The organism is Maccoyibacter intestinihominis, assembly GCF_040096355.1.
GTDB classification, from domain to species: domain Bacteria; phylum Bacillota; class Clostridia; order Lachnospirales; family Lachnospiraceae; genus Maccoyibacter; species Maccoyibacter intestinihominis.
In genome coordinates this window covers 97997-123431 of record NZ_JBBMEX010000009.1, presented here as the reverse complement: position 1 = coordinate 123431, position 25435 = coordinate 97997, and the positions used below count along the sequence as shown (strand labels likewise).

Here is a 25435-nt window from a genome sequence, read left to right as displayed (position 1 = left end):
GATATGAGAGAGCGTTTTTTTAAGCTTCGCGATAAACTTTTGAACACAACTCCCAAAATCTGTATCGAGAGAGCAAAGATTGTAACGGAAGCCTATAAGAAATATGATGCCTATCCAAATATTGAAAAAAGAGCAATGGCATTAGCGGATGTTTTAAGAAATATGACCATCTATATTGAAGAAGAGCAGCTTTTAGCCGGAAATCAGGCAAGTTCAAACCGGGCAGCACCGCTCTTCCCGGAATATGCATTTGCATATATTTTGGATGAATTAGATGATTTAGAAAAAAGAAGCAGTGACAAATTCACTATTACGGAGGAAAATAAAAAAGTATTAAGAGAAATTCTTCCGTGGTGGGAAGGAAAAACATTAAAAGACAGAGCTATTGCCATGCAGCCGCAGGAAGTGTTGGATGACCGTGTGACCGGTGTACTTGGATGGCAGGGAAATGTTTCGACAGGAGAAGGTCATATTGTTCCGGATTATGACATGGTAGTTCGTCTGGGCTTTGCCGGATTGAGAGATAAGATTCAAAAGCATATAGATGAATTGGATTTAAGTAAACCGCAGGATTTAGAAAAGCTGACCTTTTACCGTGCCTGCAAGGCGATTATAGACGGATGTCTGGATTACATAAAGCGTTACTGTATTTTAGCAGAAGAGCAGGCAGAGCAGTGTAAAGATGCAGCAAGAAAGGAAGAACTGTTAGGAATCAGCGAAAGATGTCAGGCACTCTTAGAAAGAGCACCGGAAACGTTTTTTGAGGCATTGCAATGTGTGTGGTTTGTACAGGTTATTCTGCATATTGAAACCAATGGACATTCCCTTTCCTTTGGACGGTTTGACCAGTACATGAATCCGTTCTTACAAAAGGATTTAAAGGAAGGCAGAATCACGATGGAAGAAGCAGAAGAAATGCTTGGCTGCTTTTACCTGAAGATATACAGCAACAATAAATTGCGTTCCTGGTCTAATACTTTAACGCAGATGGGCTCTCCTACCTATCAGAACATCTGCTTAGGAGGACAAAAGGCAGATAAAACCGATGCCGTAAACGAGATGTCATGGCTGTGTTTAGAAATGTTAGACGAAATACATCTGCCAGAACCGACGGTATATATCAGAGTACATGAAAACATATCGGAAGCATTCTTGAAAAGAGCGGTCAAAATTGTAAAACAGGGAGTGGGTATGCCTGCCTTTGTAAATGACCAGACAATTATTGCCGCATTAGAGAAAAGAGGCGTGACAAAAGAGGATGCACTGAATTATTCCACCATGGGTTGTACAGAGGTTCAGGTTCCGGGAAAATGGGGATATCGTGCAAACGGAAAGAGCAAGATTAATCTCTTAAAGATTCTTGAAATAGTTTTAAATGGAGGAAAAGACCCAAAATCCCAAAAGCAGGTATTTAACGATATGAAGCCATTAGAAGAATATACCTCCATTGAAGAGCTGAAGCAGGCTTATAAGAGAGCGATAGAGTATTATATGCGCTTGCATGTCATTGCAGATAATGTCAATGAACTGGCAATGACCCAGATGACACCGGATGCATTTTGTTCTTTACTGGTACAGGATTGTTTAGGAAGAGGAAAGGCCATCAAGGAAGGCGGTACCATTTATGATATGGTTAGTGGCACTCTGGTTGGAATCCCAAATGTGGGAAATGCAGTCTATGCCATTAAGAAAAATGTTTTTGATGAAAAGAGAATGACGGCAGCAGAACTGAAAGAAGCCTTAGATACGGACTTTGCGGGAGAAAAAGGCAAAGTCATTAGGAAATATCTGTTAGAGCGGACAGAGAAATACGGAAACGATGAAAAAGAGGTAGATAAGCTGACAAATGAGCTGGCAAACTATTATGTAAATCAGATATATCATTATAAGACCCTTCGTGAGGGAAAAGGGCCGATAGGATGCTGCTATACCAGTTCCACCGTAACCATAACTGCCAATATTCCTTCCGGTGCAATCGTTGGAGCCTCCGCAGACGGAAGAAAAAAGGGAATGCCGACAGCAGATGGAATATCTCCATCTACGGGAACGATGAAAAAAGGTTTAACGGCAATGTTCCAGTCAGTGGGAACGCTCAATACAGAACTTTTCACGGGAGGACAACTGTTAAATGTACGAATCAATCCAAGTACACTTAAGACAGAAGAGGACGAGGATAAATTCATACAGATTTTAAAGGCGGCAGGAAATCTTCATTGCTGGCACTCCCAGTATAATGTAGTTTCTAATGAAACCTTAAGGGATGCACAGAAGCATCCGGAAAATTATCAGGATTTAATGGTAAGGGTAGCAGGCTATAATGCATTATTTACCTCTTTGAATCAGGAATTACAGGAAGATATTATTGCGCGAACACAAATGGATTTGTAAATATTTTACAGGGGAAAGAAAATGGATGAAACGATGAGAGCAAATGTATTTAATATTCAGAGAAATTCCATACATGACGGACCGGGTATCAGAACAACGGTATTTTTTAAAGGGTGTCCTTTGCGTTGCAGATGGTGCTGTAATCCTGAATCGTGGAGAACAGAATCTTTTGTATATAGTGAAAACATAAAGTGCATCCATTGTGGAAAATGTGTTGCAGCATGTACGATGCAGGCAATCATAACAGAAAATGAAAAACAGGTAATAGAGTATGAAAAATGCATGGATTGTACGGACAAAAAGTGTGTACAGATATGTCCTTCCGGTGCACTGTCTGTTATGGGCAGGGAGATGAGCGTAGAAGATATATGGGAAGAAGTAAAAAGAGATATTGTCTTTTACGGAAAAGGAAGGGGCGGTATCACAGCGAGCGGCGGAGAGCCGCTCCTCCATGCAGAATTTATAAGGACACTGTTTGAATACTGTCATGCACATAACATTACAACAGCGATAGAGACCTGTTTATGTGTAGGAAAGGAACAAGTCCGGGAAGTATTAGAAGTAACGGATTATGTAATGTGTGATTATAAACACTGGAACAAAGAGAAGTTTTACCAGTGGACAGGTGGCAATCTGGATATCATAGAAGAGAATCTGGCAGACATTCTAAGCAGCAAAAAAGATGTTGTAGTCCGGATTCCCCTGATTCCTGATTTTAACGCAGACAAAGAAACCATTCAGAGGATGTGTAAGAAATTAAGGGATTTTGGGGCAGAAAAGATAGAATTACTCCCATATCATCGCTTGGGAAAAATAAAATATGAAAACATGAATATGTCATATCAAATGAAGGATGACAGATTATTGCCGGAAGAGCTGATCCGGGAACTAAAAAGCATTCCTGAAAGCATGTGAGGGTTGTTGCAGATCCACAGGATAAGTGGGAAGTGACGGTTAATCACTTCCCACTTTTTGGAATATAATCTAACAAATATTTTTTTATAATATCAAACGGTGCAGGTCCGATCCGAAGGACAGCCTCATGAAATGCCCGGTCGGTGTAATTTTCGCTAAGGGCTTTTTTTGCATATTTCTGTAAATCTAAAAACTTCAGATACCCGATATAGTATTTTAAATAGTTTGCCGGTTCACCTAAGATGTATTCATAGGTGTCATTTGCGGCGGAAGCATTGCTGATGCCATAGTCAGAGAGGAAATTCTTAACATCAGAAGCATCCCAGCCCTGATAGTGGATTCCCATATCCATGCTTGCATACAGGCTCAGCAGAATGGACTGGTTTAATTGAAGAACCTTGGCAAGATCCTTATCAAGTCCTGCATACTGATAGGAAATCATTTCGACATAGGTTGCCCAGCCCTCCGTGTAGCCGGAGTAATTCAAAAGCTGACGCACGGACGGCAGACCGGAAGTATTTGCAAAGACGTTCTGGTACAGATGTCCCGGAAAGCCTTCATGTGCTAAGGTTGTAAAGAGCTTCATTTTTTCATAATGAGACCCTTCATTAATATAAATAGAATTTTCTTTATAGTCATCGATCGGAGAAGTTAAGTAAAAAGCAGGAGACAGATAATCTTCTAAGGCTTCATCCACATACTTTACCGTAAAATTCGCATCCGGTGCCTCCGGGAAATCCTTCTTGATCGTCTCCTTTAACTGTGCAAGGATCTGTGACGGATCACTGGTATCAAGCTGGTAGGATTCGCTCTCCTTTGCCAAAATGGGATTTTTGGTCAGCAGTTCGGAAAGCTGCAACAAATCTTCTTTTCGTTTTTGTTCGACCTGTTTTTGTAAGTCCTTGATACTGTCGGATGAGCCGGTGGAGTATCTGACCAGATATTCATAGTAGTCTTTTCCGTCCTCGTAATTGCAAAGACCGCCTTTGTTACTGCCGGAATCTTTAAGTTCTTCTATGGCGGCGGCAAGATTTTTATAAGCCGGGATAATCTTTTTTAAGACATAGGTTTCGTTTTGGGAACGATATTCCTCCTTGGCACTTGTGCTTAAGGTGGACAGAGATTCGATCCGGTTATCAAAAGTCTCGATCAAAAAGCAGGATTTCGGGTTTTCTATAAAATCCTGACACTGGCTGATAACGGTGTCAGCGTTTTGCTTAGACATAAAAAGTCCGGCATTTGCCTTTGATTTTTCAAACTGAATGATCTCATCAAAATAAGAAGGAAGCAGTGACAGCAGTTCTAAGTAATCGGTGACATCTTTCTCGCAGCGGAAAGTATATTCTGCTAGAAGAACCGGAAGCTGGGTATGGGTACCGGTACTTGGCTGGAGAACCTCGCTGTAGAGATAGAGCTTTGCATTATCGAGTTCTAACTTAGAGTAATCATCTAAAATATCATAGGTAAGCTGCTGATCATCCCGTAAAGCAGGATAAGAAAAATCGTCTAACGAAGAACGCATATTTTCTAACATGGTAACACTTTCGGACAGGGATTCATCCGTGACGGAACCTAAGGAAATCTCATAATCATTGATCCCATAGGCAGCCGGGTCAGCCAGCGTATAATGCAGGGCGATCGTGTTCAGAGTGACCTCCTCTTCAAACAGTTCATCGGTATAGGTGTCGAACTCTGACTGGATCTCGGATTCTTTTTCTTCGGATTTCAGGGAAGGAAGAGATTTTTTGACATTACAGCCCGTAAAAAAAGAAGCCGTAAGTACAAGACTCATTCCCAAAGCAGCAAAACGTTTTCTATATGTCATGATTTTGTCCATCCGTTCTTATATTTAAGTTACCTCATTCTAACATATCTTATCGTAGAATTATATATTTTATTCTTCTTTTTCAGAATCTTCATCGAATGCAAAAGTATGCATAGAATAGAAAAAAAGCAAGAGGAAAAATCCATGTTAAATTACCTATGGGGCTTTATGATCATCATAGGAACGATTTTTGCAGCTTTTACCGGAAATCTGCCAAGTGTCACGGAAGCGGCGCTGGATTCGGCAAAAGAAGCGGTAATGCTTTGCATTACGATGATCGGAGTCATGTCCTTCTGGGTGGGGCTGATGAAGATTGCGGAGCGGGCAGGACTGATAGAGGGGGCTTCTAAAAAATTAGAGCCGCTTTTAACCTTTTTGTTTCCTTCTATCCCAAAAGATCATAAAGCAAGAGAATATATTTCCACAAACATGATCGCAAACTTTTTTGGACTTGGCTGGGCGGCAACACCTGCCGGGATCAAGGCGATGGAGGAGCTTGAAAAATTAGAGGATGAAAGAAGAAAAAGTCCGGTGCTTGGCAAAAGAGGAGTGCCAAAAGGCATCGCTAATACAGAAATGTGTACATTTTTAATTGTCAATATTTCCTCGCTTCAACTGATCCCGATCAACATTATTGCCTATCGGACGCAGTATGGTTCCACAAACCCCACAAGAATTGTGGGAGCGGCAATTTTAGCAACCACGGTGTCGACTGTAGTTGGAGTTATTTTTGCGTGGGTGATGGAAAGGGTGAAGAAGGTATGAAAATCTTACTGTTTTTATCGGATGCCATTATCCCGCTTTTAATATTTTCCATTGTAGGTTACGGACTGATGGCAAAGCAGAATGTCTATGACGATTTTATCGACGGGGCAAAAGACGGATTTCACACGGTCATTCAGATCATGCCGACTTTGATAGGTCTGATGATCGGAGTGGGAATTCTTCGTGCGTCAGGATTTTTGGATTTTATTTCAAAGCTGATCGCACCGTTGACAGAGCTGGTCGGATTTCCTTCGGAACTGGTTCCGGTCACGGTCGTAAAGATGTTTTCCTCCTCCGCGGCAACCGGACTGGTGCTGGATATTTTTAAAGAATATGGGACAGATTCACTGATTGGCACGATGACATCTTTAATGATGAGCAGTACGGAAACGATCTTCTATACGATGTCTGTCTATTTTATGGCGGTCAAGGTCAGTAAAAGCCGCTGGACACTGGCAGGTGCGTTGCTGGCAACTTTAGGCGGTACGGTGGCAAGTGTGGTACTGGCGTATATGATGGTGTAAAATGTAATGGAATATAAAACCGTTCATTTTCAAGGGATTGGAGATGGACGGTTTAGATACCGGATATGAAAAAGTATCAAAAAGCGGTTTCCTAAAAATTTTTTGATTGGCAACTTGCCAGCCACTAAGTTGTGAACCATTTTTTGACACTTTAATCAAAACAGGTATAAAAACTAAAATTTTTGCATAGAATTTGACAGTTAGAAGAAATAGGTCTATAATAATTATATTGACGCGGGATGGAGCAGTCTGGAAGCTCGTCGGGCTCATAACCCGAAGGTCGCAAGTTCAAATCTTGCTCCCGCAACTCGAAGGGCATTATTGCAGAGATCAGAGAATCCTGTGGTAGTGTCTTTTTTGTTTAAAAACATAGTGGTTGTACAAAGAAAAGATACATATTATAATGCAGATAGAGAGAAGGAACTGGGCAGCATTTTGATGAAAGAAGCAATCCTGACAGCAAAAATAAAACATAAAAAAGTGTAACATAAAAAAATAACGCGAGGAGGCCTGTAACATGAACGAGATAGAGCGCTTTAAAGAACTGGTGGGAAATTCGGATAATATTGTGTTTTTTGGCGGTGCGGGAGTATCGACCGAGAGCGGTATCCCGGATTTTAGAAGCGTAGACGGTCTGTATAACCAGAAATATGATTATCCGCCGGAAACGATCTTAAGCCATTCCTTCTATTTGTATCATACGGAGGAATTTTACCGTTTTTATCGCGATAAAATGCTGGCACTGGATGCCGAGCCGAATATGGCACATAAAAAATTAGCAGAGTTAGAGCAGAAAGGCAAACTGAAAGCCGTCATCACACAGAACATTGACGGACTGCACCAGAAAGCCGGAAGCAAAGAAGTCTTAGAGCTGCATGGAAGTGTACATAGAAATTATTGTCAGAAATGTCATAAGCTCTATGATGCAAGATATATTCTCGAATCAGAAGGCATACCGACCTGCGAGTGCGGTGGTAAGATTAAGCCGGATGTGGTACTTTATGAAGAGGGATTAGACAGCAGGACGTTGCAAAAATCCATTGAATACATCAGCAATGCCGATATATTGATTATCGGCGGTACATCCTTAGCCGTTTATCCGGCGGCAGGACTGATTGATTATTACAGGGGCAACAAGCTGGTTTTGATCAATAAAAGTGCAACGCCGATGGACAGCCGGGCGGATCTCATCATCCATGAGAGTATAGGAAAAGTATTTGGCGCATTGTAGTCCGACCAGAAAAATCAGGAGAAACTATGAATCAATATCAATATGAAGTGGGAGATATCGTAAAACTGAAAAAACAGCATCCGTGTGGAAGCCATGAATGGGAAATCCTAAGAGTAGGCGCAGATTTCCGGCTTAAATGCACAGGCTGCGGACATCAGATCATGATAGCAAGAAAACAGGTAGAGAAAAACACGAAAGGACTTACGAAAAAGTCCTAAAAAACCACGAAAAATGGGAAAATGCCAAAAAATGCTTGAAAGTTGGAAAAACCCATGCTAAAATATATCTTCGTGATATATTATCAAATTCCTTGCTCCTTGTGAGACAGGGGGCCAGAGACCAAAAGGAGGTAAAAGCAACATGAACAAATATGAATTAGCACTCGTTGTGAACGCAAAAATCGAAGACGATGCCAGAGCAGCAGTCGTAGAGAAAGCAAAAGACTATATTACACGTCTTGGCGGCACGATCACAAACGTTGATGAGTGGGGTAAGAAAAGATTAGCTTACGAAATTCAGAAGATGAGAGAAGGATTTTACTATTTCATCCAGTTTGATGCAAACGCAGATGTTCCTGCTCAGTTAGAGGAAAACGTTCGTATCATGGACAACGTTCTTCGTTTCTTATGCGTTAGAGCAGACGAGGCATAAATAGAAAAGAGGAAATCGCATGAATAAGGTAATACTTATGGGCCGACTGACCAGAGATCCGGAGATCCGTTATTCTCAGGGAGAACAGTCAACAGCCGTAGCAAGATATACAATTGCAGTAGATCGAAGATTCAGACGTGACGGAGACCAGCAGACAGCAGATTTTATCAACTGTGTTGCATTTGGACGTCAGGGAGAATTTGCAGAAAAATATTTCCGTAAAGGGATTAAGATAGCAATAACCGGACGTATTCAGACCGGAAGCTACACAAACAAAGACGGACAGAGAGTATATACAACCGATGTCGTAGTCGAAGAACAGGAATTTGCAGAGAGCAAGTCTGCAAGCGAGAGCAATGCAGGATTTGCACCGGCTGAGAGACCTGCACCAAGCAGTGCGGCAGGAGACGGCTTTATGAATATTCCGGATGGAATTGACGAAGAATTACCATTTAACTAGAATTATAGGAGGTAAATATCATGGCTTACAATAAAGCAGAGAGAAGCGGCGACGCTCCGGCAAGAAGAAGAGCACCGCATAGAAGAAAAAAAGTCTGTGTTTTCTGTGGAAAAGACAATGTAATTGATTACAAAGATGTAAATAAATTAAAAAGATATATCTCTGAAAGAGGTAAAATCTTACCAAGAAGAATCACAGGAAACTGTGCAAAACATCAGAGAGCTCTTACAGTAGCAATCAAGAGAGCCCGTCACGTTGCATTAATGCCATATGTAACAGACTAATTGTAAAAATAAAAACAACATTTAGTATTCTAAAAACCCTCGCACCCAATCCGTTGTGGTGCGGGGGTTTTGCTTGTCCCAAGATGCAAAAAATGCTTTAAATATAGGGGTTTTAATGCTATACTTATATAGATTGTACCCACCTATAAGGAGTGGTATGACATCACAAAGGAGACATTATGAAACGTAATATTAAATTAAAAGGCCGTCTGCGGAACTATATGTACTGGCCGATGATATTGACGATATTATTAGCTGTATTCAACGTACCGGTGTATATGATCAATACAAAATCCGGCTGCGTGGTTACAGTATTTACCGTGATATATTTCATCGTTGTGTGCCTGTCCTATAATTATAACAAGCCGGTGCTTGTCAATGAGCTGATCAGTTTTGCGACACAGTACGGCAGCGCGCAGAAAAAGCTGTTAGAGGAATTTGAGATTCCCTACGCGCTTTTAGACCATGACGGCAAGATCCTGTGGCTCAATCAGAACTTCAGCGAGGTAACAGGAAAAGACAAGACCTATCACAAGACCATCAACGGAATCTTTCCGGCACTGACAAAAGAACTGATCCAGAAAGAGGATGACGTGCAGGATGTCTATGTGACCATGGATGAGAAGAATTTCCGCATCCATTTAAAAAAGATTTATTTTGACAGCATGGCACCGGAGAGTGCGATCGTCTCATTAGAGCAGAGCGAGGATTTTTTGACAGCACTCTATATTTTTGATGAGACAAAGCTGCAGCAGTATATCCGGGAAAATGAGGAGCAGAAGTTAGTAGCATCCTTAGTCTATATTGACAACTATGACGAGGTTTTAGACAGTATAGAGGATGTCAAACGTTCACTATTGATCGCATTGATAGACCGGAAGATCAACAAATATTTTTCACCTGCAGATGCATTGGTGCGAAAGATAGAAAAAGATAAATACTTTGTGGTATTCCAGCACAAATATTTAGAGGAATTAGAAAAAGATAAGTTCAGCCTGATCGAAGATGTTAAGACGGTCAAAGTAGGAAACGAAATGGCGGTAACGCTCAGTATCGGAATCGGATACAACGCGGGAACCTATAACCAGAATGCGGAGTATGCAAGAGCGGCGATCGACCTTGCACTCGGACGAGGCGGCGATCAGGTGGTCATCAAAGAGCGTGACCAGATCACCTACTATGGTGGAAAATCCCAGAAGGTAGAGAAGAACACCAGAGTAAAAGCCAGAGTAAAGGCAGAAGCGCTCCGGGAGCTGATCGAGGGCAGGGAACGTGTCCTGATCATGGGACACCGTATAGCCGATGTCGATTCCTTTGGAGCTGCAGTCGGAATCTATTGTGCAGCAAGAGTTCTTGGAAAGCCGGCACATATTGTCATAGATGAGGTTACCTCCTCCTTACGCCCGATCAAGGAGTGTTTTACCAAAGAGAATGGTTATCCGGAAGACTTATGTATTACCAGTGAAACGGCATTACATAAGGTAGACAGCCGGACGCTGGTCATGGTTGTGGACACAAACCGTCCAAATTACACGGAATGTCCGGAGCTGCTGACGAAGACAAAGTCGATCGTAGTGTTTGACCATCACAGACAGACCAGTGATGTGGTAGAAAATCCAATTTTATCCTATATCGAGCCATATGCATCCTCTACCTGTGAGATGATCGCAGAGGTATTGCAGTATTTTACGGAAAATATCAAGTTAGAGCCCAGTGAGGCAGACTGCATCTATGCAGGAATCCTCATTGATACCAATAACTTCATGACAAAGACAGGTGTGCGTACTTTTGAGGCAGCAGCATATTTAAGACGTTGTGGTGCGGAAGTAACCCGCGTACGCAAAATGCTCAGAAACGATATGGATGCCTACAAAGCAAGGGCAGAAGCAGTCCGTCATGCGGAAGTTTACAGAGGACAGTTTGCAATTTCCGTATGTCCGGCAGATAAGATAGAGAGCCCGACCATTGTCGGAGCGCAGGCAGCAAATGAGCTGTTAAACATTATCGGGATCAAAGCATCCTTTGTATTGACACCTTATCAGGGCAAGATCTATGTAAGTTCCCGTTCCATAGATGAGATCAACGTGCAGTTGATCATGGAGCGGCTTGGCGGCGGCGGACATCTGAATGTTGCCGGAGCACAGCTTACCGATTGCACTGTGGAGGAGGCAAAACAGAAGATACAGAATACATTAGACGAAATGTTAGAGGAAGGAGACATTGAATAATGAAGATTATTTTATTACAGGATGTAAAAACATTAGGAAAAAAAGGAGATGTCGTAGAAGTCAGTGCGGGTTATGCACGGAACATGATTCTTCCGAAAAAATTAGGAGTAGAGGCAACCGCAAAGAATCTGAATGATCTCAAATTACAGAATCAGCATGCAGATAAAGTGGCACAGGAGAACTTAGAAAAAGCACAGGAGCTTGCAAAAGACCTTGAAGGCAAAGTAGTAGAAGTAAAGATTAAGACCGGAGAGGGTGGAAAAATCTTTGGTTCCGTATCCACCAAAGAGATTGCGGCCGCAGCAAAAGAACAGATTGGTTTTACACTGGATAAGAAAAAAATGCAGTTAGAAGAGCCGATTCGTTCCCTGGGTTACCATGATGTACCGATCAGACTTCATACGAAGGTAACAGGAACACTGCGTGTAAAAGTAACGGAAGAGTAAAAGAGGAGAATTCTGATGGAAGAATCCGTAATCAAGCGGGTAATGCCAAACAGCCTAGAGGCAGAACAGTCTGTCATCGGTTCCATGATCATGGACAGAGAAGCAGTCATGGCGGCATCCGAGATTTTAACAACAGAAGATTTTTACCACAAGCAGTATGGAATACTCTTTGAAGCGATGTTAGAGCTGTTTAATGACGGACAGCCGGTAGATTTAGTTACTCTGCAGAACCGTTTAAAGGAGAAAAATGTACCGCCGGAAGTCAGCAGTTTAGAGTATGTGGGAAACATCGTGGCATCAGTACCAACTTCTGCAAATATCAAATATTATGCAAATATCGTAAAAGAAAAGGCACTCTTACGGGAACTGATCCGCACGACCGAAGGTATCGAAAATGCAGCATATGCACAAAAAGACCCGGTGGAGGACATCCTTGCTGATACGGAAAAGAGCATTTTTACACTCTTACAGAACCAGGGTGGCGGAGACTATGTTCCGATCAAAGATGTTGTATTAAATGCCTTAGAAAAGATTCAGTTAGCGGCAAAAACAAAGGGAAATGTGACCGGAATCCCGACTGGCTTTATCGATTTAGATTATAAGATGTCGGGACTACAGCCGTCAGACCTGATCTTAGTCGCAGCAAGACCTTCCATGGGAAAAACGGCATTTGTCCTAAATATTGCACAGTATGTTGCTTTTCACGAAGATGAGTGTACCGCGATCTTTAGTCTTGAGATGTCAAAAGAGCAGTTAGTAAACCGTCTCTTTGCCTTAGAATCGCATGTGGATGCACAGCTGCTCCGTTCCGGAAATTTAGCGGACTCCGACTGGGAGAAACTGATCGAAGGAGCGGGGACGATAGGAAAATCCAAGTTGATCATAGATGATACGCCCGGAATTTCCATATCGGAGCTTCGCAGCAAGTGCAGAAAGTATAAATTAGAACATGATCTGAAACTGATCATCATCGACTACTTACAGTTGATGTCCGGTTCCGGCAGAGGTTCCGATTCCAGACAGCAGGAAATATCCGATATTTCACGTTCCTTAAAATCACTTGCAAGAGAGCTGAATGTTCCGGTGATCGCACTGTCACAGCTCAGCCGTGCCGTAGAACAGAGACCGGAGCACCGTCCGATGCTTTCAGATCTGCGTGAGTCAGGAGCAATCGAGCAGGATGCCGATGTGGTAATGTTCATCTATCGTGATGACTATTATAACAAGGACAGCGACATGAAGGGAATTGCAGAGATCAATATCGCAAAGCAGAGAAACGGCCCGATCGGAACCGTAAATCTCGTATGGCTGCCGCAATACACCAAATTTGCAAACATGGAAAAACAGTAGAAAAAGACGAATCATGCAGATGCAGACGGAAAACCGCCTGTATCTGTTTTTTTGTGTCATATTTTCACGATGAAAAATTCTTGTAAACGTTCTAGGCTCTGATATAATAGAATAAGATATTGGATATGCACTGTACATTCCATCGGACAAGCCGGGACACATACTGATATCTTAGGAAAATTGCATAGGAGGTATAGAGAGTTTGGAAAAAGTACGTTACACAATTTCGGATGCTGCACAGATGATGGATGTAGAATCACATGCGTTACGTTACTGGGAAGAAGAACTGGATTTAAGCGTCCCAAGAAATGAACAGGGACACCGGTATTATACCAAAGAGAACATTGAGCAATTTCAAAAGATAAAAGACTTAAAGGAAAAAGGTTACCAGCTAAAAGCCATTAAGATGCTCTTACACGAAGAGCAGCCGCTTTTAGAGACAGAACCTCAACCGAAGGAAAAAGCGAAGGCGAAGGAAAAACCACAGGTTCCGGCGGCAACAGCACAGCCTCAGATGGCACAGGTCACACAGATCACAAAGCAACGTGTACAGAGTAGTAAGACCGGGGCAGACGAAAAGATGGAACAGTTTCAGAATCTGATGACAGGAATTGTAAAAAGAGCAATTGAGGAGAACAATCAGGCACTGGGACTTGCAGTGGGAGAGCAGGTAGGAGAACGCGTCCTAAAAGAAATGAATTACTTAGCAAGAGAGCAGGAAGAGCAGGCGGAGGAGCGGTATCGCAGACTGGATGAAGCCATTCGTCAGCATCATAAGTCTAAGAAACTTTTTCATAAAAAATCAAAGGATAAGGCAGTCCTGCCAAAGACAACACAACTGACATAACAGACGTTCCTTAGAACGGAGAAGAAGCTGCACACGAGCAATCGTATGCAGCTTCAAGTATGTATGGTATCAAATTATTACTTATCTCCGATTCTGTTCTGGGCAATCTCATCTACAACACCCGGTTCAGCGAGGATGTTAATCATGGAATCACTGATTTCATCAATTTCATTTGATGCGATCTTACGAAGAATACGGCGTACAACTTTGCCGGAGCGGTTCTTAGGCATTTCTCTTACAAACTGAATCTTGCCCGGAACTGCGATAGGTCCGATATCGGAACGGACAACTGCTTTTAATTCCTTGCGGATATCTTCTTCGCTTTCTTTAGAATTTTTATCTAAAATAACAAATGCATATAAATCTTCACCTTTTACCTTATGTGGATAACCAACAACAGCGGCTTCCACAATTGCCGGATGAGAAAGTAAGGCATCTTCAATCTCTACGGTACCAAGACGGTGACCGGAGATGTTTACAACGTCATCAATACGTCCGGTGATCCAGAAATATCCATCTACATCTTTGTATGCACCGTCACCGGTAAAGAAGTATCCCGGCTGCTGTGTATAATATCCATTCTGATGGCGTTCCGGCTCACCGTAAAGTGTACGCATGATTCCCGGCCATGCGGATGCTAAGCAAAGCTCACCTTTTTCATTGACATCTGCTTCAACAGCAGGTTCATCTCCTGAGGTTCTGCTGCGGAGAACTACCGGTTTTACACCGAAGAATGGAAGTGCTGCACTTCCCGGCTTAGAACCAAAAGCTCCCGGAATGGTAGAAATTAAAACACCGCCTGCCTCTGTCTGCCACCAGGTATCAACGATAGGACAACGGTCGTGTCCAACGTAGTGGCTGTACCAATGCCATGCCTCCGGGTTGATCGGTTCACCTACGGAACCTAAAAGACGCAGAGTGGAGAGATCATGTTTTTCAATCCACTGAATATCCTGATTCATCAAAGCACGGATTACAGTAGGTGCTGTATAGAAAATAGTAACTTTAAATTTATCAATAATATGCCAGAAACGGTCAGGTTCCGGATAAGTTGGAACAGATTCATACATCACAGTGGTTGCTCCATTTAAAAGCGGACCGTATACAATGTAGGAATGTCCGGTGATCCAGCCGATATCTGCGGTACAGAAGAAAATATCATCTTCCTTATAGTCAAAGATATACTTGAAGGTTGTATAAGTATAAACCATGTAGCCTGCGGTGGTATGCAGAGTTCCTTTCGGACTTCCGGTGGAACCGGAGGTATACATAATGAAGAGAGGATCTTCGGCATCCATTTTTTCTGCCGGACAGTAATCAGAAATTTCATCCAGCATCAGTTCTTTAGAAAGAGCAGTGTCTCTATAGGTAATATAAGGAACTTCAAAGTCTACCATGCGGTCTACAACGAATACATCGTCAATGGTAAGACCTGCATTTGCACATAACATACAAGCCTTATCTGCATTTGCCTTTGCATTAATCTTTTGTCCTGAGCGCCAGTAGCCGTTGGTAGTAACCATCTTCTTAGCACCGCATGCTAACATACGGTCTGCTAATGCTTCAGCGGAGAAACCACCGAATACAACAGTATGAACGGCTCCGATTCTTGCACATGCCAGCATAACGACCGGAAGCTGCCAGATCATCGGAAGATATAATACGATGCGGTCACCTTTCTTTACACCGTTCTTTTTCAGAGCGTTTGCAAAACGGCACACATGCTTTAAAAGATCATTGTAAGTAAATCTCTTGCAGTCTGCTTCCGGTTCACCCTGAAACAGAAGTGCAACCTTATCGCCTCTTCCTTTTTCAATCTGTGCATCCAGACAGTTATAACAAATGTTTGTTTTTCCACCTACGAACCATTCGTTATCTCCGATCTCCGGTTCGCCACGGTAAACCTGTGTCCAAGGTTTGAACCAGTGGAAATCTTTTGCGATGTAACCCCAGAAGGTATCCGGGTCTTCAATAGATTGTTTCCACATTCTTTCGTACTCTGCACGGCTTTGAATGTGAGCCTGTTCAACAAATTCTCTTGAAGGTAAGTATAAATCATCTCTTTTCTCTGTCATGGTAAAGACCCCCTGTCCTTATAATTTGTATTTCATTTTGTGCAAGATTGTACTTGAAAAAATACATTTCTTATATTCTATTTTACAGATTGTTAATTATTTGTCAATAGGTAATTGTTATTTTTTTAACAAAATTTAGGATTCAAAGGTAACTTTGCAGAATTTTTTCTTTCCACGCTTTACAACTTTACCTTCTGCGAAGTCCTGTGGGGTGTAGGAAGTGTGGATATCCTGTACTTTTTCACCATCGACAGATACGCCACCCTGTTCGGTATTTCTGCGGGCTTCGGAACGAGATGCACATAATCCGGTTGCAACCAGTACGCCTAAAATATCGATAGAACCGTCACGCAGATCGGATTCCTTTAAAACAGCAGTTGGCATATTTTCAGCATTTCCGCCGCCGGAAAAGAGTGTGCGGGAGCTGTCCTGTGCTTTTTTTGCTTCTTCTTCGCCATGAACTAATTTGGTCAGTTCAAATGCTAAAATTTCTTTTGCCTGATTTAACTGGCTGCCTTCCCAGCTATCCATTTTGTCGATTTCTTCTAATGGAAGGAAGGTCAGCATACGGATACATTTTAAAACATCGGCATCGGCAACATTTCTCCAATACTGGTAGAAATCGAATGGAGAAGTCTTATTCGGGTCGAGCCATACGGCACCGCTCTGGGTTTTTCCCATTTTTTTGCCCTCGGAATTGAGAAGCAGGGTAATGGTCATTGCGTAAGCGTCTTTGCCGAGTTTACGACGGATCAGCTCGGTACCGCCAAGCATGTTGCTCCACTGGTCATCACCGCCGAACTGCATGTTGCAGCCATATTTCTGGTATAATGCGTAAAAATCGTAGCTCTGCATGATCATGTAGTTGAATTCTAAGAAGCTCAATCCTTTTTCCATACGCTGCTTATAGCACTCAGCCGTCAGCATGCGGTTAACGGAAAAATGAGCACCAACCTCGCGTAATACATCAATATAGTTTAAATCCATCAGCCAGTCTGCATTGTTGACCATCAGCGCTTTTCCATCAGAAAAGTCGATAAATTTGCTCATCTGCTCTTTGAAGCAGTCGCAGTTGTGCTGAATGGTTTCCGGTGTCATCATCTGACGCATATCGGTACGTCCGGATGGATCACCGATCATTCCGGTACCGCCACCGATCAATGCGATCGGTCTGTTTCCGGCCATCTGAAGACGTTTCATTAAGCAGAGTGCCATAAAATGTCCGACATGAAGGCTGTCAGCCGTCGGGTCGAAACCGATATAAAAAGTAGCTTTTCCATTGTTGATCAGTTCTTTGATCTCTTCTTCATCCGTAACCTGTGCGATTAATCCGCGGGCTACAAGTTCGTCGTATAATGTCATAGTTCTGTCTCCTTTAATAATAATATAATGTTGTTTCGGGGTATTTTTATGAATGATCCGGATGTCCAAACTTGATATTACTTGTAACTAGCACAAATAAACTATGAAAAGTTTCTTTTTGTGTAATGGAAATGAAACTTGGAATAGGTTATTTGTGCAACTATACATTAGTTTGGACATCTTAATTCAAAAATAAAAAAGCCCCGCCCTAATCAAAGGACGGGGAACATACCCGTGTTACCACCTAAGTTTACAGCCAGTTCACACTGTCTGTCTCAATAAGTACGGCAAAAAGCGATACTTTGGCACGATAACGTGTGCGAATCCGTTGCAGCCTACTAATTTTTAAAAATAAAATATTCGGTGCAAGGCTCCAAGATGTATTCAGAATCAGCAGCTCATGCACCTCTCAGCAACCGGTTACTCTCTGTATGACTGTTCTCATTCCTACTTCTTCTTTTCTACGCCTGTCTGTAAAACTACCGTCATTATAGGGTTAAAATGCGGGTTTGTCAACAATGAAAGGTCAAAAGTGGATAAAAAAGTGGATAAAATAATTGACAAATGAGAATCAATAAGATATGATTACGAAAGTGATTCCGTGAGGGAGTAGTTTGCGAGAAATCGTGGTTTGTCAACAGACCCGGTCATGTTAGATGTGACCTGGCAAATCTTAAAAAATGAGACTCATGTATATCAGATTTTCTGGTATGCGTGGGTCTTTTTGTGTGGCAGACAGAATTTGCGGACATGATTTTTAAAAAGATCGGGAGATCAGAACAAAATGAATACAAAGGAGATAAGAAAGTAATGGGATATTTGGAATTATTATTGATCGGAGTCGGACTTGCAATGGACGCATTTGCAGTGTCTATCTGTAAGGGTCTGAATATGAAAACTATTAATAAGAAACATTGTTTTATCATTGCATTGTTTTTTGGAGGATTTCAGGCATTGATGCCGTTTATCGGATGGCTTGCCGGAATACAGTTTGAACACTATATCAAAGCATTTGACCACTGGATCGCATTTGTTCTTCTGGTTGTGATCGGTGGACATATGGTGGTAGAGGTTCTTCGTGGAGAGGATGAGGAAGATGAAGTCTGTCTTTGCGCCGCAGAGGCAGCGGAGGAACATCTGGATATAAAAGAGTTGTTTTTACTGGCGATCGCAACCAGTATTGATGCACTCGCAGTCGGCGTGACGTTTGCTTTTTTACAGGTAAATATCGTACCTGCGATCATCATTATAGGAAGTGTGACGTTTGTAATTTCAGCAGCAGGAGTCTTTATTGGAAATATATTCGGAAGTAAATATAAGAGCCGTGCAGAGCTTGCCGGTGGAATTATTCTGATTTTACTTGGAATTAAGATTTTATTAGAGCATTTAGGAATTGTTTAAGGATATTTTACAGAAAATTTATGGTATTGGAATTGCATGGTAATGAGGGTGCATGGTATAATGAGTGCAAGCGAGTCAACATGCTCGCATGATTGACGAGCGGTGAAATTATTGAGGGAGCTATGCTCACGATGTAATGACGCACAACAAAATTCAACCATACATAGAAAGGGGAAGAACGATGGCATTTTTTGATAAACTTGGAGAGACAATTGTAAACGTTGGAAAAGATGCAACACAGAAAGCAAAGGATTTATCAGGTGTTGCAAAGCTGAACCTGGATATTAAGGCAAAAGAGGACTATGTTCAGAGACAGTATACAGAACTTGGAAGAATCTATTATGAAGAGCATAAGACAGAGAGCGAAGTAGATGGAGCAGAGCATTTTGAATTGATCAAAGAGGCTTTAGAAGAGATCGAAAGAATGAAACTTGAGATCATGGAATTAAAAGGAACCAAGACCTGTCCAAAATGCGGAGCAGAGTTAGCTGACGGAGCAGAATTCTGTAGTGCCTGTGGCGAGAAAGTTTCTGTTGTAGTCGATACAGATCCTGAGGCTGAGGATGTGACAGTAGAAGAAGTATCCGAAGAGGAGAAAAAGGAAGAACTGTAAGAAGCCATTTTTAAAACTTGATGAAATATTGTAAGAAATGAAAGCCTGCCGGGAATTCGTTGAGGATTCCCGGCAGGCTTTTTCCATCATATGTGATCACAAGATAAAATGTCTTCAAATAATGTTCTTGGAAGAAATCAGCACATCGTTGTATGTCCGAAATATTCATGATTCCTCCTATTAGAAAACAAAAGCTCCCGGACTTATCCGAGAGCCTTGCTACCGGCAATCGTTCACGATTATTTTTTATACAGGGGAGTGCCCGGATCAGCCGATCTGATTCCCTCAGCAAGTGAGCCTGTGTTGTTTTCTAGCATCAGTATATACAATATTATAAAAAAGTCTATGATAAATTTGCACAAAAAAATTTTGGAAAGATTGCATTTCAGAAGCCGTCTCTTGTATTTCATTCGCTATATTTGTCATGTTATCCCGTTTTTTCACACAACCAAAAAGTAAACTGCTAGAATAACAGCATCTTTGATATAGCTAAAAGGGAGAGGAGAATATGTTAAACAGTATTCTGGCATATGTAACATTTAATATCAAAGCACTTTTAAAAAACAAGATTTCTTTTGTCTGGTCCATTGCTTTACCACTGGTAATGTTCTGGATAGACAAAGATGCGATCTCAAGTGAAGTAGAATTGATCTATTGGTGGGTGTATATGGTCCTCTGTTCCTATATCTATGGGATCGGCTTGTATGCACTGGAATTAAGGGAATCGGGAAGTCTTAGAACAATTTTTTCGATACAGCGTTCCTCCTGGAGTTTTTTCTTAGGGAATCTGTTGACACAGATATTGTTCTGCATTATCAGTATCGGAATATTTGATATTGTTGTAATAATTGCAAAAGGATTTTCAATAACGCATATTCTTTTTTACAGTATCTATACGATCCTGGTGTGTATACCGTTTGCATTCCTGAGTTATGTGGTTACACTGCTGCCCAGTGTTCATGCCGATACGATACGGACGATTTTTTCTGTTGTGATATTTGGAATGTTTATGCTGCTAAGTACGGATCTCACGATCAACAGGTACAATCCAATGTTTTATATCTCGCAAATGCTGATGCAGAAAACCATGAACAATCTGATCCTGTATAGTATTGTGTCGCTGGTATCCATAGCACTTGGCATGTTAGGGATCATAAAATTTGAACCGGGTTCCAATGAAAGGAGGTGAGAAGCAGGATGTGTGCGGAAAATATTTTTGTCGATGAACTATCCATAGAACCGTGTCACAAGACCATGACAATGACTTTTCAGAAGGGATTGAATTATCTGAAGGGGCAGAATGGTTCGGGAAAAACCATGCTGTTAGACTATGTGGCAGGGATCAGAAATGACCAGAAACAACGGATATCGGGGAATGAGAATATCGTTTATATTAACCAAAACATCTTTTTTGCAGATCGTTTAACAGGAACGGATTTTGTAAAATTTGTATATCGGCTGGACAATAAAAGCAGGGAAAGAGAAAAGTTTTTTGAGTTTACGGAAAGATTTGACATAGATAAAAAAGTTGATGTAAAGACATTGATGGAAAAACAGTGGGGGCTGTTGTCAGGTGGTGAGAGGAAATACCTGTATTCCATGGTATTGCTGTCGTTAGACAGGGAATGGTACATTTTAGATGAGCCGTTCGCCTATTTAGACACCGAGAAAAAGGAGATTTTGTGGAAAGTCATAGAAGCATTTGCATCAGAAGGAAAGGGCGTTATATTGACATCACATGAGGAGGATAGTAGAATAAACGGAAGTGACATCCATGTCATAAATTTGGATTAAGTTGACAGGAGAAATACCGTGAAGGTAGAAATCAGACTTACACAGGATGCATATGAGCCGTATGCGGTGATCTACACGAATGAGATTACCGATGAAGTGCGTGAGACAGCGGATTCCATTCATGCATCCAACAGGATCGTAATTGCAAATGAAGATGAGAGAAGCATTGTTCTTTTTGCAAGGGATATCTATATGATCCGCATAGAAGATGCAGCCGTATGGATTCATTGTAAAGAAAAAAAATACAGTGCGAAAAAGCGGTTGTGCGATATTGAAAAAGCACTGGGCGAAGGCTTTATGCGGATTTCTAAAACAACGCTGGTAAATCTCAAATATATTGCATATGTAGAACCGTATTTTAACGGAACGATGCTATTGGTAATGAAAAACGGCAGTAAGGACAGTATTTCAAGAAAGTACCTTCCAAAATTCAAAGAATATTTAGGATTATAAATCATGAAAAGAATCATAGAACTTTCCATAAAAGGTGTCGGTCTGGCACTGGCACTCTTCGCTGTATTCGGTTTGGTAGCGGATGTGGCAAACCAGGGAGTGTTTACATTAAAAAATTACAATTATACCAAAATGGTCATTGGGGCAGTCATCGTGGGACTTGGTTTTTCTGTTCCCGGAATCGTATATGAAACAACCGATTTTTCCTATGCGGTAAAAATTCTGATCCATATGGGAACGGGATGTGTCATCTTTTTGATTACCGGATATGCCGTAGGATGGTTCTCGTTAGCAGGAGGGATAAGACAGTGCATGCCTCCGATCTTAGCAAGCCTTGGAACATCAGTATTGCTCTGGGTCGTATTCATGCTTCGGGACAGGAGAACGGCAGAAAGGATCAATGAAAGGATCAGGGAGCTCGAAGATGAGGATGAAGTTCATGTGACAAAAGAAGCATAGTGGATGCGGTAAAAGCAGCTTTGGAAATTTCCGAAGCTGCTTTTGTCCACCCTAATCCTCACCGACACCCAGTAACTTCTTCACGGCATTCTGCATCTCTTCGTGTTGCCGGTATTTCTGGATCAATTCATGCTCTTCTTTAGAGAGGAAGAGCTCTTCTGACGGCGGCTGATAGCCGAAAGTCTCTAAAATATTATCAATCTTATAAATTTTACAAAGGACTAACAGCGTATCCGCATCCGGCTGGGTCTGTCCGCTTTCCCATCCGTAAATGGTCTTTGTGGCAAATGGAAGATTTTGTTCCTCTAATTTAAAGACCACATCTTCCACCGAGTAGTGGTTTTGTTTTCTATATTCTTTTAAAACTTTTGCAATATTTGGGTTTTTCATGTTTTCACCTCTTTCGTTATCATATAGTACCCTATATTTTGCGTCAATAAAGTCTGAAAAATTCTTTGAAATCAAGGAAATACCGTATTGATATTCCTTTATAAAAAGAATATAATGGAGTTCTAAGTGGGGGAATTCTCTTCTTCAAAGAAAACAGGAGGATCGTATATGAGGAATGAAGCGACATTATGGCTTGCAAAGTACATGGAAGATCATGGAATTTCTACAGAAAAAATAAGCAGGGAACTTCATATACCAAAGAAAAAGCTGATTCCGGGAACAAAAGAAAGTCTGGACGCAGACGAATTTTTAGCACTTTGTTCCTATCTTCAAATTAACCCCCAAACTATACCGATCAGACAGGGAGAAAAATGATTACATATATATGCCGCAATAAGGACATTAAGACAGGAGAAGATTTACCCTGCACCAATACCGTATGTAAGACAAGCATCTGTCCATCCTGTGGTCAGAGAGCAGATGCCGGCTCACAGATATACTGGTGCAAAAGCTGCAAAACCCCTATATATGAGGAAGTCTGCCCTATCTGTAATAAGAAAGGAAAGAAGCTGGCAACGGATCTGCGTCCGGTCTTTCCGGAAGAGAGGCTGCTGTTAGAACTCATTTTGGGGACACCCTATGCATTTTTAGAGAAGTCTGTGTGGAATGGTTCAGGAAATCACTATTATGTAGATGGGAAGAGAATTCCTTTTTCCGTAAAGGATTTAAAACAACTGAATATTGATAAAGTGCGGGAAGAATATCAGAACTATCAGGAAAAAAATACAGACCGGTATTTTAAAGAACAGATGGAGATATTCTTACAGGCAAACAGAGAGCGTTATGAGGCACTGGTGGAAGAGGCAGATGAGTATATCCGCAGAGTGGCAGCAGATTATAACTTTATGGAAATGTTTGTTTCGTTCAGCGGTGGAAAAGACTCTACCGTTGTTTCTGATCTGGTCATGCGGGCACTCGGAAACCCGAAAGTGCTCCACATTTTTGGTGATACGACACTGGAATTTCCATTTACCTATGAATATGTAAAACGTTTTAAGCAGGAGCATCCGCAGACACCGGTCATTACCGCTTGCAACAAAGAGAAGGATTTTGAGGAACTCTGTCGTATGATCGGGCCGCCAAGCCGTGTGATGCGCTGGTGTTGTACGGTCTTTAAGACCGGAAGCATCCAAAAGACCATCAAGTCCCTGTTTCGCAATAAAAAAGAAATCCTGACTTTTTACGGCATCCGAAGAAGTGAGTCGGCAAGCAGGAGCAAGTATGACAGGGATTCGGACAGTCCGAAGATCACAAAACAGAGGATCATATCACCGATCATTGACTGGATGGATTTTGACATCTGGCTTTATCTTCTGACTACGGGAATCGACTTTAACCGGGCATACCGGCTGGGTTATGCGAGAGTGGGCTGCTGGTGCTGCCCGAATAACAGTGGATGGTCGGAGTTTTTATCAAAAATCCATATGAAGGAGCAGAGTACGCATTTTCGGGAGATGCTTTTGGAGTTTGCAAGGGAAATTGGAAAAGAAGATGCAGAGGTATATGTGGATGAAGGATATTGGAAGGCAAGACAGGGAGGGAACGGAGTTGCCTATGCACAGAAATCCGTCATTGCATTCGAGCCATGTGCGACGCAGGAAAATACCTATAATTATGAGCTGCAAAAGCCGATAGAAACAGAACTTTATGAATTGTTCCGTCCGTTTGGCTATCTGAATTATGAGCTTGGAAATGAAAGACTTGGAGAAGTCTATATATTAGGAAAGAACGGAGTACCGCAGTTGAAGCTTCAGGGGAGGATAGGAACGAAGAAGCTGAAGGTTACCCTATTAGATCAGAAGATTACGGAAGATAAGATAAAGTGTCAGATTACCAAATACCAGATGTGTATGGGATGTCTTGCATGTGAGAGCGTATGCAGGCATGATGCGATTTCCATAAAAGAAGACGACGATGGGAACATCCATTATCAGATTTTGGATGAAAAATGTGTAAGGTGCAGGGAATGTGTCAGTCATTTTTCTGCAGGATGTTATATGAGAAAGGTACTGGCAATTAAAAGAAATTAACAGGTGAAGAAACCATGACAAAGATAAAATACCGTTTTAAAGGGCATGAAAGCTTTATTTTGCGGGAGGGCTGGCTCAATAAAGGCATGAGGGAAGTGAGAAATGATCCGTTTGTCTTTTCACAGAACTATGGAGCAGATGTGCTCGGAGTGGGTCCGAACATGGCAAAGGCGATCCGCTATTGGATGCGTACCTGCGGATTGTTAAAAGAGCGGGGAAAACAGGGTGTATTCCTTTCAAAGCTCGGAGAGCAGATATGGGAATATGACAAATATTTAGAAGATCCGTTTTCTCTGTGGATCATTCACTGTAATATCGTAAAAAATCGTGGGCAGGCAACCGCTTGGAGTCTTTTTTTTAATGAATATGATGAAATAGAATTTACCAAAGACGAACTGGTGAAAGAGCTGATAAACAAAGCCGGAAATCTGGAAGGACTTAAAAAATTTTCGGAAAAATCCGTAGAAGCAGACGGAGAGGCACTGCTTCGTATGTATGTAAGGAAGCCGGAGCGGGAAAGTGATCCGGAGGAAAAGAACATCAGCCCGTTTGGCATTTTTGAATTGGTAAAACAAAAGGGCAGTCTTTACTGGAAAAGCCAGCCGCCGCTGCATCTGCTTCCGGCAGAGATCGTCGGGTATCTTTTGAAAGACTGCACGTCCAAAGAAGGAGCTGTCAGTATCGATGATCTTCTGACAGGAAAGGATTCGCCGGGCAGGATCCTGAATTTGAAGAGGACCGGTCTGGTAGAAAAACTTGAAGAGTTAGAACAAAAAAATTATATACAAATGAACCGGACAGCAGGCTTGGACATGGTATATCTGAACCAGTCTGTAACAGGAGAAGAAATTGTTAAAAAATACTTCCGACCATAGAGAAGAGGG

At 41.8% G+C, this 25435-nt stretch carries 27 protein-coding genes, 1 tRNA gene and 1 other annotated feature; of the genes, 23 read left to right on the top strand and 5 right to left on the bottom strand.

What is annotated here, in order from left to right; all coding sequences use genetic code 11:
• Window positions 1-3: 3 nt before the first annotated feature.
• Together WMO43_RS09890 and WMO43_RS09885 are read left to right on the top strand one after the other, a co-directional pair.
• Window positions 4-2388, top strand: a complete 2385-nt coding sequence (locus tag WMO43_RS09890) for a glycyl radical protein (RefSeq protein ID WP_353531048.1) — start codon at window positions 4-6, stop codon at window positions 2386-2388.
• Window positions 2389-2409: 21 nt separating this feature from the next.
• Complete coding sequence (locus tag WMO43_RS09885) at window positions 2410-3303, top strand: glycyl-radical enzyme activating protein (protein WP_177962835.1); 894 nt, start codon at window positions 2410-2412, stop codon at window positions 3301-3303.
• 43 nt (window positions 3304-3346) lie between these two features.
• On the opposite strand, the gene WMO43_RS09880 is transcribed toward WMO43_RS09885, so the two are convergent.
• Window positions 3347-5128, bottom strand: a complete 1782-nt coding sequence (locus WMO43_RS09880) for a DUF885 domain-containing protein (protein ID WP_353531047.1) — start codon at window positions 5126-5128, stop codon at window positions 3347-3349.
• A 144-nt stretch (window positions 5129-5272) separates the two neighbouring features.
• Between WMO43_RS09880 and WMO43_RS09875 the strand changes: the two genes are divergently transcribed.
• The 12 genes from WMO43_RS09875 to WMO43_RS09820 all read left to right on the top strand — a co-directional run bounded on the left by WMO43_RS09875 (window position 5273) and on the right by WMO43_RS09820 (window position 13914).
• Entirely contained in the window at window positions 5273-5893 is a 621-nt protein-coding gene (locus WMO43_RS09875; RefSeq protein ID WP_353531046.1) for a nucleoside recognition protein, read from the top strand.
• Window positions 5890-6417 (top strand): spore maturation protein, encoded by a 528-nt coding sequence (locus tag WMO43_RS09870; protein ID WP_177962848.1) that lies wholly within the window; start codon window positions 5890-5892, stop codon window positions 6415-6417. The genes WMO43_RS09875 and WMO43_RS09870 overlap by 4 nt, the downstream gene beginning before the upstream one ends.
• Before the next feature lie 233 nt (window positions 6418-6650).
• Window positions 6651-6724 (top strand) — tRNA-Met (locus WMO43_RS09865).
• 210 nt (window positions 6725-6934) lie between these two features.
• Window positions 6935-7648 carry an NAD-dependent protein deacylase gene (locus WMO43_RS09860; RefSeq protein ID WP_353531045.1) on the top strand — a complete coding sequence of 238 codons (714 nt, stop codon included), beginning with the start codon at window positions 6935-6937 and terminating at the stop codon, window positions 7646-7648.
• A 26-nt stretch (window positions 7649-7674) separates the two neighbouring features.
• Window positions 7675-7866, top strand: coding sequence for a DUF951 domain-containing protein (locus WMO43_RS09855; RefSeq protein ID WP_177962838.1), 192 nt, complete (start codon window positions 7675-7677; stop codon window positions 7864-7866).
• A 142-nt stretch (window positions 7867-8008) separates the two neighbouring features.
• Window positions 8009-8299 carry a 30S ribosomal protein S6 gene (rpsF, locus tag WMO43_RS09850; protein ID WP_177962839.1) on the top strand — a complete coding sequence of 97 codons (291 nt, stop codon included), beginning with the start codon at window positions 8009-8011 and terminating at the stop codon, window positions 8297-8299.
• A 19-nt stretch (window positions 8300-8318) separates the two neighbouring features.
• The gene (locus WMO43_RS09845) at window positions 8319-8759 is read left to right on the top strand and encodes a single-stranded DNA-binding protein (RefSeq protein WP_177962840.1); all 441 of its coding nucleotides are present in this window, start codon (window positions 8319-8321) and stop codon (window positions 8757-8759) included.
• A gap of 20 nt (window positions 8760-8779) precedes the next feature.
• Window positions 8780-9043: a 30S ribosomal protein S18 gene (gene rpsR / locus WMO43_RS09840; protein ID WP_177962841.1), complete on the top strand. Its 264-nt coding sequence runs from the start codon at window positions 8780-8782 to the stop codon at window positions 9041-9043.
• A 179-nt stretch (window positions 9044-9222) separates the two neighbouring features.
• Entirely contained in the window at window positions 9223-11271 is a 2049-nt protein-coding gene (locus WMO43_RS09835) for a DHH family phosphoesterase (RefSeq protein ID WP_353531044.1), read from the top strand.
• Window positions 11271-11717 (top strand): 50S ribosomal protein L9, encoded by a 447-nt coding sequence (gene rplI, locus WMO43_RS09830; RefSeq protein WP_353531043.1) that lies wholly within the window; start codon window positions 11271-11273, stop codon window positions 11715-11717. The genes WMO43_RS09835 and rplI overlap by 1 nt, the downstream gene beginning before the upstream one ends.
• Window positions 11718-11732: 15 nt before the next feature.
• Window positions 11733-13067, top strand: a complete 1335-nt coding sequence (gene dnaB, locus WMO43_RS09825; protein WP_353531042.1) for a replicative DNA helicase — start codon at window positions 11733-11735, stop codon at window positions 13065-13067.
• 202 nt (window positions 13068-13269) lie between these two features.
• Window positions 13270-13914 (top strand): MerR family transcriptional regulator, encoded by a 645-nt coding sequence (locus WMO43_RS09820; RefSeq protein ID WP_178025500.1) that lies wholly within the window; start codon window positions 13270-13272, stop codon window positions 13912-13914.
• A gap of 77 nt (window positions 13915-13991) precedes the next feature.
• Here WMO43_RS09820 and acs read toward each other — a convergent pair whose 3' ends face one another.
• Together acs and tyrS are read right to left on the bottom strand one after the other, a co-directional pair.
• Entirely contained in the window at window positions 13992-15989 is a 1998-nt protein-coding gene (acs, locus tag WMO43_RS09815) for an acetate--CoA ligase (RefSeq protein WP_353531041.1), read from the bottom strand.
• Between the two features lie 135 nt (window positions 15990-16124).
• Window positions 16125-17351, bottom strand: coding sequence for a tyrosine--tRNA ligase (gene tyrS / locus WMO43_RS09810; RefSeq protein WP_353531040.1), 1227 nt, complete (start codon window positions 17349-17351; stop codon window positions 16125-16127).
• A gap of 212 nt (window positions 17352-17563) precedes the next feature.
• Window positions 17564-17824 (bottom strand) — a binding site (T-box leader).
• A 337-nt stretch (window positions 17825-18161) separates the two neighbouring features.
• Between tyrS and WMO43_RS09805 the strand changes: the two genes are divergently transcribed.
• Entirely contained in the window at window positions 18162-18752 is a 591-nt protein-coding gene (locus WMO43_RS09805) for a manganese efflux pump MntP (protein WP_353531083.1), read from the top strand.
• A gap of 181 nt (window positions 18753-18933) precedes the next feature.
• Window positions 18934-19365 carry a zinc ribbon domain-containing protein gene (locus WMO43_RS09800; protein ID WP_353531039.1) on the top strand — a complete coding sequence of 144 codons (432 nt, stop codon included), beginning with the start codon at window positions 18934-18936 and terminating at the stop codon, window positions 19363-19365.
• A 10-nt stretch (window positions 19366-19375) separates the two neighbouring features.
• Here the strand turns inward: WMO43_RS09800 and WMO43_RS09795 are convergent, their stop codons facing one another.
• Window positions 19376-19534 (bottom strand): hypothetical protein, encoded by a 159-nt coding sequence (locus WMO43_RS09795; protein WP_353531038.1) that lies wholly within the window; start codon window positions 19532-19534, stop codon window positions 19376-19378.
• 339 nt (window positions 19535-19873) lie between these two features.
• On the opposite strand from WMO43_RS09795, the gene WMO43_RS09790 reads away from it, so the two are divergent.
• From WMO43_RS09790 to WMO43_RS09775, 4 genes are read left to right on the top strand one after another with little or no spacing between them, the layout of a single operon-like run.
• The gene (locus tag WMO43_RS09790; protein ID WP_353531037.1) at window positions 19874-20554 is read left to right on the top strand and encodes a hypothetical protein; all 681 of its coding nucleotides are present in this window, start codon (window positions 19874-19876) and stop codon (window positions 20552-20554) included.
• A gap of 8 nt (window positions 20555-20562) precedes the next feature.
• Window positions 20563-21159: an ATP-binding cassette domain-containing protein gene (locus WMO43_RS09785; protein ID WP_353531036.1), complete on the top strand. Its 597-nt coding sequence runs from the start codon at window positions 20563-20565 to the stop codon at window positions 21157-21159.
• A gap of 18 nt (window positions 21160-21177) precedes the next feature.
• Window positions 21178-21612, top strand: coding sequence for a LytTR family DNA-binding domain-containing protein (locus WMO43_RS09780; RefSeq protein ID WP_353531035.1), 435 nt, complete (start codon window positions 21178-21180; stop codon window positions 21610-21612).
• Between the two features lie 3 nt (window positions 21613-21615).
• The gene (locus tag WMO43_RS09775) at window positions 21616-22071 is read left to right on the top strand and encodes a DUF3021 domain-containing protein (protein WP_177962150.1); all 456 of its coding nucleotides are present in this window, start codon (window positions 21616-21618) and stop codon (window positions 22069-22071) included.
• Window positions 22072-22122: 51 nt separating this feature from the next.
• Here the strand turns inward: WMO43_RS09775 and WMO43_RS09770 are convergent, their stop codons facing one another.
• Window positions 22123-22461 (bottom strand): helix-turn-helix domain-containing protein, encoded by a 339-nt coding sequence (locus WMO43_RS09770; RefSeq protein ID WP_353531034.1) that lies wholly within the window; start codon window positions 22459-22461, stop codon window positions 22123-22125.
• A gap of 168 nt (window positions 22462-22629) precedes the next feature.
• Between WMO43_RS09770 and WMO43_RS09765 the strand changes: the two genes are divergently transcribed.
• The 3 genes from WMO43_RS09765 to WMO43_RS09755 are packed head-to-tail and all read left to right on the top strand — an operon-like array spanning window position 22630 to window position 25426.
• A complete protein-coding gene (locus tag WMO43_RS09765; RefSeq protein WP_177962145.1) occupies window positions 22630-22836 on the top strand; it encodes a helix-turn-helix domain-containing protein in 207 nt (68 codons plus the stop codon).
• The gene (locus WMO43_RS09760; RefSeq protein ID WP_353531033.1) at window positions 22833-24551 is read left to right on the top strand and encodes a phosphoadenosine phosphosulfate reductase domain-containing protein; all 1719 of its coding nucleotides are present in this window, start codon (window positions 22833-22835) and stop codon (window positions 24549-24551) included. Before WMO43_RS09765 ends, WMO43_RS09760 begins: the two co-directional genes overlap by 4 nt.
• A 14-nt stretch (window positions 24552-24565) precedes the next feature.
• On the top strand, window positions 24566-25426 hold the full coding sequence (locus WMO43_RS09755) for a DUF4007 family protein (RefSeq protein ID WP_353531032.1): 861 nt from the start codon (window positions 24566-24568) through the stop codon (window positions 25424-25426).
• Window positions 25427-25435 lie beyond the last annotated feature (9 nt).

Excerpts from the sequence above, each read along its gene's own strand:
- tyrS (WP_353531040.1), bottom strand. The coding sequence starts at position 17,351 with ATGACATTATACGACGAACTTGTAGCCCGCGGATTAATCGCACAGGTT.
- WMO43_RS09805 (WP_353531083.1), top strand. The coding sequence starts at position 18,162 with ATGGGATATTTGGAATTATTATTGATCGGAGTCGGACTTGCAATGGAC.
- WMO43_RS09775 (WP_177962150.1), top strand. The coding sequence starts at position 21,616 with ATGAAAAGAATCATAGAACTTTCCATAAAAGGTGTCGGTCTGGCACTG.
- WMO43_RS09760 (WP_353531033.1), top strand. The coding sequence starts at position 22,833 with ATGATTACATATATATGCCGCAATAAGGACATTAAGACAGGAGAAGAT.
- WMO43_RS09755 (WP_353531032.1), top strand. The coding sequence starts at position 24,566 with ATGACAAAGATAAAATACCGTTTTAAAGGGCATGAAAGCTTTATTTTG.
- acs (WP_353531041.1), bottom strand. The coding sequence starts at position 15,989 with ATGACAGAGAAAAGAGATGATTTATACTTACCTTCAAGAGAATTTGTT.
- rpsF (WP_177962839.1), top strand. The coding sequence starts at position 8,009 with ATGAACAAATATGAATTAGCACTCGTTGTGAACGCAAAAATCGAAGAC.
- WMO43_RS09835 (WP_353531044.1), top strand. The coding sequence starts at position 9,223 with ATGAAACGTAATATTAAATTAAAAGGCCGTCTGCGGAACTATATGTAC.
- WMO43_RS09845 (WP_177962840.1), top strand. The coding sequence starts at position 8,319 with ATGAATAAGGTAATACTTATGGGCCGACTGACCAGAGATCCGGAGATC.
- WMO43_RS09860 (WP_353531045.1), top strand. The coding sequence starts at position 6,935 with ATGAACGAGATAGAGCGCTTTAAAGAACTGGTGGGAAATTCGGATAAT.
- WMO43_RS09885 (WP_177962835.1), top strand. The coding sequence starts at position 2,410 with ATGGATGAAACGATGAGAGCAAATGTATTTAATATTCAGAGAAATTCC.
- WMO43_RS09890 (WP_353531048.1), top strand. The coding sequence starts at position 4 with ATGAGAGAGCGTTTTTTTAAGCTTCGCGATAAACTTTTGAACACAACT.
- WMO43_RS09855 (WP_177962838.1), top strand. The coding sequence starts at position 7,675 with ATGAATCAATATCAATATGAAGTGGGAGATATCGTAAAACTGAAAAAA.
- rpsR (WP_177962841.1), top strand. The coding sequence starts at position 8,780 with ATGGCTTACAATAAAGCAGAGAGAAGCGGCGACGCTCCGGCAAGAAGA.
- WMO43_RS09875 (WP_353531046.1), top strand. The coding sequence starts at position 5,273 with ATGTTAAATTACCTATGGGGCTTTATGATCATCATAGGAACGATTTTT.
- WMO43_RS09785 (WP_353531036.1), top strand. The coding sequence starts at position 20,563 with ATGTGTGCGGAAAATATTTTTGTCGATGAACTATCCATAGAACCGTGT.
- dnaB (WP_353531042.1), top strand. The coding sequence starts at position 11,733 with ATGGAAGAATCCGTAATCAAGCGGGTAATGCCAAACAGCCTAGAGGCA.
- WMO43_RS09795 (WP_353531038.1), bottom strand. The coding sequence starts at position 19,534 with ATGAATATTTCGGACATACAACGATGTGCTGATTTCTTCCAAGAACAT.
- WMO43_RS09880 (WP_353531047.1), bottom strand. The coding sequence starts at position 5,128 with ATGACATATAGAAAACGTTTTGCTGCTTTGGGAATGAGTCTTGTACTT.
- WMO43_RS09790 (WP_353531037.1), top strand. The coding sequence starts at position 19,874 with ATGTTAAACAGTATTCTGGCATATGTAACATTTAATATCAAAGCACTT.
- WMO43_RS09870 (WP_177962848.1), top strand. The coding sequence starts at position 5,890 with ATGAAAATCTTACTGTTTTTATCGGATGCCATTATCCCGCTTTTAATA.
- WMO43_RS09800 (WP_353531039.1), top strand. The coding sequence starts at position 18,934 with ATGGCATTTTTTGATAAACTTGGAGAGACAATTGTAAACGTTGGAAAA.
- WMO43_RS09765 (WP_177962145.1), top strand. The coding sequence starts at position 22,630 with ATGAGGAATGAAGCGACATTATGGCTTGCAAAGTACATGGAAGATCAT.
- rplI (WP_353531043.1), top strand. The coding sequence starts at position 11,271 with ATGAAGATTATTTTATTACAGGATGTAAAAACATTAGGAAAAAAAGGA.
- WMO43_RS09770 (WP_353531034.1), bottom strand. The coding sequence starts at position 22,461 with ATGAAAAACCCAAATATTGCAAAAGTTTTAAAAGAATATAGAAAACAA.